This window comes from Peribacillus huizhouensis (assembly GCF_014138605.1).
In the GTDB taxonomy this organism is placed as follows: domain Bacteria; phylum Bacillota; class Bacilli; order Bacillales; family DSM-1321; genus Peribacillus; species Peribacillus huizhouensis.
This window is the reverse complement of record NZ_JACJHX010000004.1, coordinates 60,945-74,197: the sequence shown is the minus strand read 5'-3', so window position 1 is coordinate 74,197 and position 13,253 is coordinate 60,945. Positions and strand designations below refer to the sequence as shown.

Annotated in this window: 8 protein-coding genes and 1 pseudogene; 7 read left to right on the top strand and 2 right to left on the bottom strand. The window is 35.6% G+C overall.

Features of this window, described 5'->3' with window-relative positions; all coding sequences use genetic code 11:
- Window positions 1-306: 306 nt before the first annotated feature.
- The 6 genes and pseudogenes from HNP81_RS08070 to HNP81_RS08045 all read left to right on the top strand — a co-directional run bounded on the left by HNP81_RS08070 (window position 307) and on the right by HNP81_RS08045 (window position 7,352).
- Entirely contained in the window at window positions 307-1,452 is a 1,146-nt protein-coding gene (locus HNP81_RS08070) for a sugar ABC transporter substrate-binding protein (RefSeq protein WP_028390031.1), read from the top strand.
- A 99-nt stretch (window positions 1,453-1,551) separates the two neighbouring features.
- Window positions 1,552-3,072, top strand: a complete 1,521-nt coding sequence (locus tag HNP81_RS08065) for an ATP-binding cassette domain-containing protein (RefSeq protein WP_182502244.1) — start codon at window positions 1,552-1,554, stop codon at window positions 3,070-3,072.
- 11 nt (window positions 3,073-3,083) lie between these two features.
- Entirely contained in the window at window positions 3,084-4,259 is a 1,176-nt protein-coding gene (locus HNP81_RS08060) for a sugar ABC transporter permease (protein WP_028390033.1), read from the top strand.
- A 693-nt stretch (window positions 4,260-4,952) separates the two neighbouring features.
- On the top strand, window positions 4,953-5,117 hold the full coding sequence (locus HNP81_RS08055) for a hypothetical protein (RefSeq protein ID WP_154663986.1): 165 nt from the start codon (window positions 4,953-4,955) through the stop codon (window positions 5,115-5,117).
- A 40-nt stretch (window positions 5,118-5,157) separates the two neighbouring features.
- Window positions 5,158-6,159, top strand: coding sequence for a DMT family transporter (locus HNP81_RS08050; RefSeq protein ID WP_182502243.1), 1,002 nt, complete (start codon window positions 5,158-5,160; stop codon window positions 6,157-6,159).
- Between the two features lie 695 nt (window positions 6,160-6,854).
- Window positions 6,855-7,352: pseudogene (locus HNP81_RS08045) on the top strand (transposase family protein).
- Window positions 7,353-7,451: 99 nt separating this feature from the next.
- Here the strand turns inward: HNP81_RS08045 and HNP81_RS08040 are convergent.
- Window positions 7,452-9,143, bottom strand: coding sequence for a methyl-accepting chemotaxis protein (locus HNP81_RS08040; RefSeq protein WP_182502242.1), 1,692 nt, complete (start codon window positions 9,141-9,143; stop codon window positions 7,452-7,454).
- A gap of 1,416 nt (window positions 9,144-10,559) precedes the next feature.
- Here HNP81_RS08040 and HNP81_RS08035 point away from each other — a divergent pair.
- The gene (locus HNP81_RS08035; RefSeq protein WP_028390035.1) at window positions 10,560-10,955 is read left to right on the top strand and encodes a VOC family protein; all 396 of its coding nucleotides are present in this window, start codon (window positions 10,560-10,562) and stop codon (window positions 10,953-10,955) included.
- Between the two features lie 521 nt (window positions 10,956-11,476).
- Here HNP81_RS08035 and HNP81_RS08030 read toward each other — a convergent pair.
- The gene (locus HNP81_RS08030; protein ID WP_246399282.1) at window positions 11,477-13,027 is read right to left on the bottom strand and encodes a bifunctional metallophosphatase/5'-nucleotidase; all 1,551 of its coding nucleotides are present in this window, start codon (window positions 13,025-13,027) and stop codon (window positions 11,477-11,479) included.
- Between the last annotated feature and the right edge of the window lie 226 nt (window positions 13,028-13,253).

Here is a 13,253-nt window from a genome sequence, read left to right as displayed (position 1 = left end):
TCCGGCAGGAGTCTCGCACCTTCCACTACAATCAACATCTGTTCGAATTGGTTACTTGCTAAAAACAACAAACTTTACGAAAAGAGCCTTATTTAAAGATCATTTTGGAGTGTAAGTCAATAACCACGTTTGAACATGTTTACTCATTCATACTTTTTTTAACAGCCATGATGGAAATCTTATGAAAATATTAAAAAAAGACAGATGAAACTAAAATATTACTAGAAGAAAGCGCTTTAACAGACTGGTTGAGTTGATATAGTTAAATAGAAGTTAAAAAAACACAGAAAAGAAAGGGGTTTCAATATGAGGAATTTTAAACTTTTTTCTGCTTTACTCGTTGCTATGCTAATGGTATTTCTTGTTGGCTGTAGTAATGACGTTTCAACGAATAGTGGGGATGGAAAAACAAGTGGGAAAAAAGCTAAAGGCGGCAAGATAAATGTTGGGATTGTTTTACCTACTAAAGACGAACCAAGATGGGTACAAGACGAAACACGTTTTCATGATGCGTTAAAAGATTCTGAGTATACAACAGAAATTTTGTTTAGCCAAGGTTCATCTGCTAAAGAAAAAGAAAATGTAGAAACACTTCTTAATAAAGGGATTGATGTTTTAATTATTGCGCCGCATGATGGACCAGCAGCCGGTGCTGCGGTAGAAGCTGCGAAAAAAGATGGCGTGACGGTGATTGCCTATGATCGTCTCATTACAGATACAAAAGGAATCGATTATTATGTAACATTTGACAGTGTTGCTGTAGGAGAAGCACAAGGACAATACCTAATCGATCATGCTGGTGAAGAAAAAGGTATCCCATTATATCTGTATGCTGGGGCCGCTTCTGACAATAATGCCTTCTTATTCTTTGAAGGTGCATGGAATGTATTACAACCAAAAATTGCGGATGGAACTTTTGTCATTGCAAACTCAAGTACAGCAGAAGCTTTAAAAGATAAAGCAGAACTTACACGTGATGAATTAGGTAAAATTCTTGGGCAAGTAACAACAAACTGGGATGCAAATGAAGCGAAAAATAAAGCTCAAACGCACCTAACAGCTGCTAAGGCAGACTTCAAAGGCGAAGTTGTCGTTCTTGCTCCAAATGATGGTACATCCCGTGCGATTGCGGATGTATTTGCCTCAGACCCTGATGTTTCAAAATATGTCATAACTGGTCAAGATGCGGAAAAAGCCTCTATTCAATACATTATTGATGGTAAGCAATCCATGACAGTATTTAAAGATGTTCGTACACTTGTTGCGGATGCGATGGGAATGGCCGTTGACATACTTGATGGTAAAACACCTGAAACAACAGGTTCTTATGATAATGGAAGTATCGAGGTACCAGCAAAACAAACAGATGTTATCGTTATTGAGCAAAAGAATGTGAAGAGTGAACTCATTGACTCCGGTTACTATGAAGAGAGTGAATTCACTGGACTATAAAAACGTAAAGAACTAGAGCAAGGTTTTAGAAATAGTGGTAGACGTTCATCTATCACTATTTCTTAATTGTAATAGTTGTTTTTGTTGAGGAGGAAAAACATGAGCGAATATATTCTGGAAATGAAACAGATTACGAAGGAATTTACAGGAGTCAAGGCGCTCAGTAATGTTAATTTTAAAGTGAAAAAGGGTGAAATTCACTTCCTTGTTGGTGAAAATGGAGCTGGTAAGTCTACACTTATGAAAATACTTAGCGGTGTTTACCCTTATGGTTCGTATGAGGGAGATATCGTTTTTAATGGCAAGGTTCAACAATTCAACAAAATCAGTGACAGTGTTGATACGGGGATCGTTATTATTTATCAAGAGCTTGCCTTATTTCCGGATCTTCCTGTTTATGAAAATATATTTATTGGCAATGAAGTAAACCATAGCGGGGTACTAGACTTTAACAAAACCATTGTTGAATCTAAAAAATTGCTTAATAAGGTGAATCTGAAGATCAACCCGGAAACGTTAATTAAAGATTTAGGAGTAGGTAAACAGCAGCTAGTTGAAATTGCGAAAGCGTTAAGTAAAGATGTAAAGTTGCTTATTTTGGACGAACCGACTGCAGCGCTTAATGAAGACGATAGTGAGAACTTATTACAATTATTACGTGAATTAAAGAAGCAGGGCATCACTTGCATTATGATTTCCCATAAGTTGAAGGAAGTCACATCCATTGCCGATAAGGCAACTGTTATCCGGGATGGAGAAGCGATTTGCACGTTAGACGCCTCCAAGGGTGAAATTAATGAAGCAGCGATTATTAAAAATATGGTTGGCCGAGAAATTGATGATATTTACCCAAAAAGAGAGAGAAAATCTTTTGGTGATAAGATTATCGAGTTAACTAACTGGACTGCCTATGATCCACAATTAGGCCGCAACGTCTCTAAAGATATCGATTTACATGTGCGAAAAGGAGAAATTGTTGGAATCGCTGGATTGATGGGATCAGGTCGAACAGAACTTGCACTCAGTATTTTTGGTAACTCGAAATCGTACAAGATACAGGGTGATCTATTCGTGGACGGACGTCCCGTCAACTTTAAACATACGAGTCAGGCCATTAAAGCAGGGATTGCCTATGTTACCGAAGATCGTAAGGGAGACGGGTTGTTTTTATTACAGGATATAAAGAACAATATCACCGCTTCCAACCTGATGGGAATCTCGTCGAATGGAATGATTAATGAAAATGAAGAAATCAAAGTTGCGGATCATTACAAGAATTCATTAGGTATTAAAGCTTCGTCATTACAACAGCTCGTTGGAAATTTGAGTGGGGGCAACCAACAAAAAGTATCATTAGGTAAATGGCTATTTGTCGGTCCAAAACTACTTATTCTAGATGAACCAACGCGAGGAATCGACGTTGGTGCTAAGTTTGAAATTTATTCCGTTATGAATGAATTAATCGAACAAGGTATGAGTATTATGATGATTTCTTCAGAACTTGGCGAAGTCCTTGGAATGAGTGACCGTATCTATGTGATGGCTGAAGGAAAAATCAAAGGCGAGTTGTCATCTGAGGAAGCTGATCAAGAAAAAATCATGCAGCTTGCTACGCAATAGGAGGTTATTGTATGAAACTATTGAATGAAGCGAAGCATTTAATTAAGGATAATATTCGTGATTACGGTATGTACATTGCTTTAATCGTGATTATGGTGACCTTCTCCATTCTAACAGATGGTCTCTTTATGTCTGCAAGAAATATAAGTAATTTACTAGATTCTGCTGGCTATATTGCCGTTTTAGCAGTGGGTGTCATGCTCGTTATTGTCATTAGGCATATTGACTTATCTATAGGTTTCTTAGCTGGATTTCTTGGTGCGATTGCAGCGATATTACTTATGCAGGTAGGATTGCCGGTCTATATCGTTATCCCAATTATATTAATTCTTGGACTATTTGCTGGATCGATTACAGGTTTTCTAGTAGCCAAAATAGGAATTCCCGCTTTCGTTGCTACTTTAGCTGGATGGCTGATTTATAGGGGGGCCATTCTTCTAGCAACAGAAAAGACAGGGACGATTATCGTTAATAATGATGCATTTAATGCGATAGGTAATGGATATATTCCAGCGCTCATGGTCATTAATGGTGCGCATCTATTAACGTTGATCGTTGGAGCAATGGCGATTATATTCTATATTTACAGCACGATCTCAAACCGAAGAAATAAAGTAAAATACAATTTTGAAGTTGTATCAAAAGAAATTTTTATTCTGCAGTTATTTTTTGTATCCGCTATTATTGGGTATATTTCATGGATTTTAGCTAGTTACAACGGATTATCTTGGACAGTTATCATTATGCTTTTTGTTGTAATGGTTTACCACTTTATTACAACGAAGACAGTGGTAGGACGACATATTTATGCAGTAGGTAGTAACCCAGAGGCAGCACATCTTAGTGGGATAAATGTGAGTAAAATTACATTCCTTGTATTTGGATCCATGGGGATGCTATCCGCATTATCGGGTATTTTGTTTACCTCCCGATTACAATCTGCAACAACCACTGCAGGTACTTTATTCGAACTTGATGCCATTGCAGCAGCATTCGTTGGTGGTGTTTCCGCAGCAGGTGGAGTTGGTAAAGTAACAGGAGCTGTGATTGGGGCACTCGTTATGGCAACGTTAACAAATGGCATGAACTTGATGGGGGTAGGAATTGCGCCTCAATATATCATTCGTGGTGGTGTGTTAGCCCTAGCAGTTATTTTTGACGTATTCACTCGTAAACAAAGAGCGTAAAATCAGGTATCGATAATGAGAGAAATGGGCCAGCTATATGTAGTAGCTGGCATTTTAATTATCAACATAATAAAAAAATGTTAAGCATCCACGAGGTTTCAGACTTGTCGAGGTTGGTAAGCAAAGCGCTGCTTTTACACCCTCAGAAGTAGTAAAAACTGGTGGTGATCAAGTGCCGATTACCATTGAAGAATTGGCCACTGGAGCGAACTCTCAATCTGAAAACACTCTAAACATATCTCAGAATACACAAGGTATTATTGGACCTCACCCTCACAGAACTTGACAAAAAAAGTCGAAACACGTAAAATGATGTAGTTGTTTTTGGGATTCTACTTTAAATCCATCCTCTTTCAATCGTTGATTGCTCTTATTCACTTATTCTTTATTTCCTAGATGAATCCAATATGGATAGTTTTTAGATAATGGACTCCTTTTATCATCCATTTAAGTTACACAAAACCATCGTCGGTAAGCATTACCGCAAAAACATTTCCTCGGTTGTTTTTATACGTCCTACCAATATAAGTTTCTAAAAATTTGAGAAGCTAGGGATATTCGTAACAATTAGTTTAAGGTGTTGGACCTTCATATTTCTACCTTTTCTTCATTTGGATTATTTAAAAAAACTTTTTCACCGTCTTATATTAATGTTAGTAAGACGCGACTATTCAATGTTAGGAAATAAAGAATTTGAGCAGAATAAACTCTATTCTTGATAGACAAATTAAATATATTGCCAGCCGGCATGGAAAAGGAATAAGCAATGGAACGTGTGAACGCGCCATTTTATTTTTTCTAGCAGGTGCGTGGCAAGGGGACATTCTCATTGCTTTTCCTAGCTTCACCATTCAATGAATATTATGGTGAAATGATTTTTGGAAAAGAGGTTGAGTTAATGAATGTAAAAAATATTAATAAAGCTAAAATGGGTATAGGGCTAGGGGCTACTTCAGCTATTGCTTGGGGTGTAGATACAGTAATCATTGGCATTATAATAGCTAGTACACCTTTTAAAGAGGCTGTTGTACTTGCTCCAATTATAGCCGCTTTCTTGCATGACTTTTTCTCTGCTCTATGGGTATCTTTATTTATGATTGTAAAAGGTGAATTTATTAATGTATTAAAGCTGTTGAAAACTAAGAGCGGTGCGATTTTAGTTTTAGGAGCATTGTCGGGTGGACCTTTGGCCATGACCTTTTATTTTCTTGGTATTCAATATGTAGGAGCAACTTATGCTGCCAGTATTGCTTCCATATTCCCTGGAATCGGTGCTGTGCTTGCTTTCACCTTTTTGAAGGAAAAAATGAACAGAAAAACTTGGTTCGGCGTTGTTTTAAGTATCACAGGAGTGATTATATTAGCCTATATGCCATCCAAGTTTGACGTCAATAGTAATTTTTTCATTGGAATATTGTTCTCATTAGGTGCAGCCATATTTTGGGGACTTGAAGGTGTGATCGGTGCTTGGGGAATGAAAGGAAAAGAGGTCGTTCCTTTATATGCAATTAATATAAGACAGTTGACCTCCGCACTCTGTTATGGAATATTAATTGTACCATTTATGCATGGATTTCCTTTAGCATTTCAAGCGGTGTCATCTAATATAGTATGGCTAATTATCGTAGCAGGTTTATTTGGATTTGCCAACTATTCTTTATACTACATGTCAATTAATTTAATTGGTGCTGCTAGGGGTCAATCTCTTAATAATACTTATGTTTTTTGGGCGATAGTAACTGAAATAATATTTATAGGTACTCCTATTAGTTTACAATTTGTTATAGGAACGGTAATCGTACTTTTAGGTTCTATCCTTGTTTCAGGGAACATAAAAGAGCCAAAAAAATTGACGAAAGTACCTGATAAAGAAACGTTAGGGACAACACCCCGGAATTAGGGATGAGAGATAGCATAAATAGAATTAATCTTAAAGATCTATGAGCAGTATCAGTAGTTTGATTTCAAACGTATGGGTTTAAATGAGCATTTGACAATGGTAAAGGGGTAATGGATTTAATAGTTTCCCTACTTCATTGAACTATTCGAAACAATTAAGATTAGTAGATCTTATGTTATTGTGTAGTTTGAAAGCACATGTTAGGTGTATGGAGTATTGCAAAAGTAATTTATAAATGATTTGGTTAATTTTAAAATTTGGAATAAGTTTTAATACGATAAAATGATCCCCTTTAAATAGATCTTTCGTTTCTTGCCTTCATGATTCAGGCTATCAGATTTTATAAATGCCACTGAAAAAGTCTTCTTAAAATAATAAAAGATATGACTCCTCAATATGTGAGGAGACTATGCCTTTTTCTTTAAAATTGATTATCCCGATGTCTATATATCCTTGAAATAGCTGGTTTCTAGTATAATCAAAGACCCTTTGTGAATTTACGCAAAGGGTCTAGTTTGTTTCTATAAAGGTTCTATACTATTTGTTGGGATTCTAACACAATATTAAACATAAAAAAATGCACGTAATCATCCAGTCTTTTATACTTGAGTTGTCGAGAAACAAGTATAGATGGGAGATACGTGCTAATAAATTCTAAAATAAAATTGCCTGGGTTTGAAGAAGTAACGGTGACGATGATGGAGGAAATGGAGGGAAAACTCTGTATTCATGTAGAGAAGCCTGTTGAACCTCACTCTTGTCCAGTCTGTCACACGGTCACACAAAAAATCCACGATTACCGGATACAAAAAATTAAACATTTAAAGATGTTTGAAAGACAAACCTTACTTTTCTATAGAAGAAGACGCTATGTTTGTCCGTGTGGTAAAAGGTTTGCCGAAATGAATACGCTTGTGGAGAGTATTAAGATTCGTAGTATTAAGGTAGTTTTTACGAAGAGGTCGATAGAGAAGGAATTCGCGAATTTACAAGGGCTGTACGAACCATAAAGAATTGGCAAGTGGAGATATTGAATAGTTTTAGTTACAACAATTCCAACGGCTTTTTAGAGGGAATAACAACTTAAGGAAAGTGATGAATTAAACGCGTTTGGCTTTAGAAGTTTTCTACGGTTTCGAGCTAAAATACTATTAACTCATAGGTATAAGAGGGTGGGCTCGCATATTGGATAAGGGTGAAGTAAAATCACTTCACCCCAACATTTGACGTTGAACCTTTATAAAAAGGTAGAATTTCTCACACGTTGGCTAGCTTAAATTATTATCATCCATCTAAAGCTTAAATTGATGAACTAAACCATTCAGTTTTTCAGCTAATTTCGCTAGTTCATCAGAGTTATTAGCTACTTCTTCCATTGAACTGCTTATTTGTTGAGACGAGGCAGAGGTTTGTTCAACGCCTGCAGCGGACTCTTCAGATATAGCAGCAATTTCTGAGATAGATTCATTCATTTTTTCACTGTTTGCAACGATGCTTGATAGGTTTCCAGATACTGTATTAATATTGATTGACATTTCTGTTACTGCGGAGTTTATTTTAGCAAAAGTTTCTCGAGTCGTTTTTATTTGGATTGTACCTTGGTTAACTTCCTTATATCCATCATATAATGATTCCGCTACTAAACTGGATTCGTCTTGTATACCGGCGACAATGTCAGTAATATCCGTAATAGATGTAGACACTTGTTCAGCAAGCTTTCTGACTTCATCTGCAACTACGGCAAAACCTTTGCCATGTTCGCCTGCTCTTGCTGCCTCGATGGCTGCATTTAGAGCTAGAAGATTCGTCTGGTCAGCAATTTCTTGGATAACAGAGACTAATTTTGATATTTCTTGTGACTTAATGTCTAAACCTTGTACTTTTTGAACCGATTCTTGCACGATTAGGTCAATCTTCGCCATTTGCTCGTTAGATAATTCCATTAATTTACTGCCTTCACTCGTCATTTGGAAAACTTCATTGGAGGCTTTTTGAATACCTTCTCCAATTGTATTTACTTCTTGAATAGAAGTTGAAAATAATCCCATAAGGGAGGCCAGATTACTGGCAATTATGGCTTCTGATTCTGAACCAGCGGCTAATTCCTGCATAGTAGTTGCAATTTGTTGGGAACCAGCGTTCACTTCATTAGCTGATTGTGTTAATTCTTCACTTTGACCTGCAATGGATCCAGAGGCGACGTTTATTTCACTTAGTAATTCACGAATATTATGATTCATTTCGTTTGTTGCAACCACAAGCTGACCTACCTCATCTTGTAATTTTGTTTCTAATGGTTCATTGCTTAGATCACCATTTGCAATTAACTTCATTCGCTCCATCACTTTTATTATTGGTTTTGCAATAATGTTGGAAGTAATCAGTGCGGCAGCTAAACTAACTACAATAACCAAAATGGTTACTATCGTGGCTATAAATAGTGTTTTTTTTCCATTTGCAATGATTTTGCTCTCTGTTTCATTAATCGAATCTTGACTTTTACTAGCCAGCTCTTCATATCCAGCCATTATTTCACGTACAGCCTGGTCTTTTTCTGCTAGATTTTGTCGGGCCAATTCTTTATTTCCTTTGTCATACTCTTCGAAAACTTCTTTTGCTACAAACTTTCGCCACTCAACAGTCTTTTTGATAAGATTGTCAAATTCTTCTGTAGCCCCTATCTCTCTAACAATTGCTTCATTACGTTTACCCTCTTCAGTATAATCGTTAAATCGGTCTTTATAGTCGCCACCATATAACACATAACCACGGGCTGTGGATATTCGATTCGCCATTGTTTTAGCCATTTGCTCATTAGCAATTAATAGCGGCAGCTCTTTTTCTACAATATTTTTAGCATCCTCATTACTCTTCTTGATTACCGAATAATTATAAATCCCAAATAAAACGATAAGTAAAATAACTAATGAAAATCCAAGTAACATTTTCATTTTTATACTTTTAAAATTAAATTGTTTTTTCACTTCTTACACTCCAAGTTCTTATAGTTTAAATCCCAAGGTTTCCTAAAATTTATTAATTTAACAGTTTTGTTTTATTTCCCTTTTCTATTATTAAATGATAATGGCTCCCCTTTGTTTGTTTTATGAAAAGTGGCGAATCACTACCTAGACGATTTTCAATGATAACCTGATTGAAAAAAGTTGTCGAAACTGAAAGGGAGATTGCAAGTTGTTCTTAAAAAATAGCTAGGATTCGGGTATAATGGACAAAAATTTCTCACTTCCTCTTCATTCATTAATAAATTTTACATAAAAAAAGCGAACCTAATGAAACTAGGTTCTCTTTTTTGCTAGTATGCTTCGAGTGCTTAGCTAACAGAGCTAAAATACTTTAATTTCGTTGCTTAGCGACCGAAGCTTTCACTAAGTTTGATTTGCCTTTATCGCAAAACTATTGGAACAGGGATATTATAGCAAATTCCGACAATATAACAATGTGTTCGACAAAAATAGACAATTTAATACATCTTTCTTCCTGCATTTTCAGTATTTATTTGATTTATCTATGTTGTTTTGGACAAAAAACAATGATTTAAAATCTATCTATATCATTAAATGAGGAACGGCGGGTTTCGAGTGAATAATCGAGAGAATGTGCGATGGAACACGTAGAATATTTGGTGAATAATATTTCTCCAAGAAGACAAATCCATAGAGGATAAAGAAAAAATGGGAAATGCCGAGAAAAGGGACCCTTCGAAGAAATATTAGATGTATTAAGGTTTATTGGTTTCAAACTGGGAATTGAAACACTCTTGGCTCAATCCCACGTAATTTAATTGAATATTATTTGCAAGAAAATAAATGAAAACTTATTAGCATAGCATTTTTTTTAGTTTGCATAAGATTCATGCATATCAGTTATTATTCAATTTAACATTTTATCTTTTCTAGACAGAATACCCGCTATCTTTAATACAAGATAGCGGATTGGGGAAGAATGGAGCTTTTTTCTATCAAAAATATTTTTGTTCAAATATGGTAAAGTGGATAAAATTTCTGTTATAATAACACTAACGAATGTATGTTCTGTTTAAGAGGAGATGAAAATGCTTATTTATCAAAAAGAATCTACAAAAATACGTTCTGAAAGTATATGTAGATGTCATATCTCATTTCCTCCTTGTAATCGAGCAAGTATTTTGCTATTCAAACATAAGTGGTAGAAAAATGTTCAGGGAAAAGTAAGTGAGATAAATCCCTTCACATAACAGTGAAAAATCGTTTTGAAATGAAAGATTATTACACAAATTCAGTTGTTCAGGAAGCAAATGCTTTAATGAAATCTCAAAGTAAACTTTGAATATATTTCCATCATTGTTACGATAATAGTGGATGGGTTTATATAAAAATTTTAATGAAAAATAGGAGGGAATCATGGGAAGATTAGTTCATTTCGAAATTCATGTTGATGATATGGAGCGGGCGAAGAAGTTTTATGGAGAGGTATTCGGATGGTCTTTTCAAGATTGGAGTGAATATGCTGGAATGCCTTACTTTGGAGCAGTGACTGGCGATGAAAATGAGCTAGGAATCAATGGTGCTTTGATGCAGCGTCAAAGTGCTCCGCCAGAAACAAATCAGGCGTTAAATGGATACGCTTGTACAATGGGAGTGGAAAACTACGATTTAACAGAAACTAAAATTATTGAAAATGGTGGCCAAGTCGCAATGCCAAAGTATGCCCTGCCTGGAATGGCGTGGCAAGGGTACTATAAGGATACTGAAGGGAATATATTTGGCATTCATCAACCAGATGTGAATGCCAAATAGAATCCGACATAGTCAATTAATGTATGAAATCACATTAGGCAGTAGGCATGCTTGAATGCGCACGCGATATCTATCTGTCTTGCATTGCCTGAAGCCGTTGAACAGATCGACGGCTCCGGGCATATCGTTTTAAAAACCAACGGAAAAACCTTCGTGATATGAAATGATCCAATTAGTCGAACAAGTCAAAATAGGAAACTAAAAGAAATATTGCTATAGAAGGGGCATTATTTTAAAACCCAATATATAGGCTCTTAGGGGATTTCCTGCATCTGGTATACTTTTGTCGCAAAGCTCTCTTTGTGTCAGAAACCCTGTCATCGAAGACGATCTTCATGAAAAGATATTTTTTTATTCCTTAAAGTGAGGCTTATTTTCATAGCACTTAGCCCAGTCCTAAATCGGAACGAGGAATCTGATCTCTATATGTTAAAATTTAACAGTTTTTTGTCACTTTACAAAAGGGGCGTGTCTATGCCTAAAAATTATTAAGACACATCCCCATAGTTTTAATATGATATTTAAAGAATTGTCCAGTTTTGATGACAGGTTGCTTGTACAATAGGATTCTTTCGGAAATAGTTAGCAATTAGTTCGGTCATATCAATCTGAATATCTTTAATAATTGGACAATCTGCAAAATAAGAGAAGTTTCCTCCGCCTGATGCGCGATAATTATTCATTACGACCTCGTAGGATGCAGTTAAATCAAGTGGTTGCCCCTGATAGATTACTTCAATAATTCTTTGACCAATCGGACTGTGAATATCCATTACATACTCAATACCTTCCCACATATCATAATTATAAGGTTGATGTTTTGGATAAATAAATGAGTCTGAAACAGCTATGGTTTCATTTTTGATCGTGAAATAAGTAGCACTTTGTTCGAGTGCTTCAACAATATGTCTTCCTGAAACGCATAATACTTTCAATGTATTTGGATAAATATAATTTGTTACAATATCTCTCATTGTAACTTGTGGTGGGAATCCTCCTGGGCCATCGTTAAATAGTGCAGTACAGGATATTTGCGCATTTGTGACTTCCATTTGTACGTGTTGGATAAATTCAATATATGGATGTTTGTTTACACGAACATCAAATGCATCTTCGTACAACATATTTCCTTCAATTTGCCCAATTGGTTCATCTAACCATTTTTCGGTTAATGAATATACGCGCTCTATTTTATTTACAACTCGTTTATTAATGGGTGTATGTTGATCTACGTAATGTAAAGAAGGTTCGTGTTTGATAGAAATGACTTTTCCATTTTCCATTGCAACATCCAATGAAATTGCAGCAACACAAACACCTTTTGTGCCTGGCTGTACAATCGATTTACCAAATGCTTTTGTACAAATATCACGATGTTGATGTCCCGTTATAAATATATCAAAGTCGAGTTCTTTACACATTTGGTAGCCTTCATTTTCTCCAGTATCAGCTTCTAAAAGTTCCCCAGTAGTTAAATTGTGTGAAAAACCTCCATGATAACAAAGTACGGTAACGTCTACATTTTCATGATGGTGCAGATGTTCAAGCCACTTCTTAGCACTTTCAAAAGCCTGTCTAAACTGTATTCCTTCAATGTGGCTTGGATCTTCCCAAATCGGCACGAAATGGGTAGTTACACCAACAATACCAATACGGACACCTTCAATTTCTTTAATCATATAAGGGATTGTAAAAGATGTGCCATCATCAAAAACTATATTTCCTGTTAACCATGGAAAATGAGATTCTTGAATGGATTTATTTAGAAAAGATAAACCGTAATTAAATTCATGATTTCCAAATACAGCAAGATCATAATGGAGAGCATTCGCCACTTCAATAATCGGATTTGGTTCGTGAGCATGAAATTGTTGGTGATAATAAGTTAAAGGACTACCTTGTAATAGATCTCCATTGTCAATTAAAATACTAGGTCTCTCATGTCGCAATTGTTCTATTAAACTTGCAGCTTTTGCTAAACCGAGAGTTTCTTCAGTTCTACGAAATGTGGTGGGCATGATATAGCCATGAACATCACTTGTTACTAGTAATTGTAATTGTTTTATAACCAAGTTATATAACCTCCATTTGTTCTATATAAGGGCTATTAGTATACGATTATTTTAGCTGATAAAAGAGGAAAAAATATTTAGTTTACCTATAATTTACAAAAAATATTAATATATAATTAGGAAATTAATTGTTGAATATATATCCAACAAATTGCGCACTAAGTTAGTGAGGGGAGTATGAAGCGGCATCTAATAATAGTCGACGCGGCATTTAAAACAGTGACTT

Excerpts from the sequence above, each read along its gene's own strand:
- HNP81_RS08070 (WP_028390031.1), top strand. The coding sequence starts at position 307 with ATGAGGAATTTTAAACTTTTTTCTGCTTTACTCGTTGCTATGCTAATG.
- HNP81_RS08065 (WP_182502244.1), top strand. The coding sequence starts at position 1,552 with ATGAGCGAATATATTCTGGAAATGAAACAGATTACGAAGGAATTTACA.
- HNP81_RS08060 (WP_028390033.1), top strand. The coding sequence starts at position 3,084 with ATGAAACTATTGAATGAAGCGAAGCATTTAATTAAGGATAATATTCGT.
- HNP81_RS08050 (WP_182502243.1), top strand. The coding sequence starts at position 5,158 with ATGAATGTAAAAAATATTAATAAAGCTAAAATGGGTATAGGGCTAGGG.
- HNP81_RS08035 (WP_028390035.1), top strand. The coding sequence starts at position 10,560 with ATGGGAAGATTAGTTCATTTCGAAATTCATGTTGATGATATGGAGCGG.